The following is a 767-nucleotide window of genomic DNA, read 5'->3' as shown; positions in this document are numbered from 1 at the left end:
GGGTGATGCTTCCAATTAGTAGAACATGTGTTTTTCAATAAACGTCCCGATGACTTTTTCGTGGATCTCTACTGAACGCGAGAAGCAGATTGTTTTACGAGCCAAGCGCTTAATGCGGGTGCGCAGCGTCAGGTTATTGCGCTCAATCCGTTGGGTGAATATTTTTCCGGTCAGATGCTTATCCTTCGGCACCTCCCGGCCATAGCTGCCCCAGTCGTCGCTGGTGATCATGCCGATGTTGAATGGCGTAAGCAGTGCCAGTAGTTCCCGGCAGGTTTCATCGGTACGGGGACCAAAAGTGTAGGCCAGTACACCCCCTGTTTTGGTGTTATACGCGTACCAGAGCCAGTGTTGCCGGGCTTTACTGCCAACGAAACTCCATTGCTCATCAAGTTCGCAGATAAGCGCCACATCAGCATGAGCAACGGGCGAAGACGTTATTCGCTTTGGCGTGAGTTTTTTAAAGTCCGGATGACGGTGTTAATGCCAATTTTCAGTGTTCTGGCGGTATCGCGAACCCCGGCGCCATTGAAGGCCATTTCAGTGATCAGCTCTTTAATGCCCGGCTTACGGGCCTCATAAGTGTAAGTGAGCTGAAAAACGCGGTGGCAGTCACGGCAGCGAAATCTGTCATGGCCTTTAGGGTTCTGACCATGGCGGTAGACCTGTGCAGACTGACAACGAGGACAATGAATGTTAACGCTGGCCATGAAAGAACCTCAAAAGCCCGCATTATACATCAGATTCAACTAATTAGAGGCATCACC

The 767-nt window shown here is 50.6% G+C and carries 1 protein-coding gene; it reads right to left on the bottom strand.

All coding sequences use genetic code 11. From position 1 onward, the window contains the following. Positions 1 to 15 precede the first annotated feature (15 nt). A protein-coding gene (locus L2I46_RS29240) for an IS1-like element IS1N family transposase (RefSeq protein ID WP_087786203.1) occupies positions 16 to 710 on the bottom strand; the annotation gives its coding sequence in 2 pieces (ribosomal slippage) (positions 16 to 464 and positions 464 to 710; 696 coding nt in all). Positions 711 to 767: the final 57 nt, after the last annotated feature.

The sequence above is a fragment of the Klebsiella sp. 2019SCSN059 genome, from assembly GCF_021739525.1.
Lineage (GTDB): Bacteria > Pseudomonadota > Gammaproteobacteria > Enterobacterales > Enterobacteriaceae > Klebsiella > Klebsiella quasipneumoniae.
Note: the sequence above shows the minus strand (reverse complement) of the source record. Positions and strands in the feature narration are given on the sequence as shown.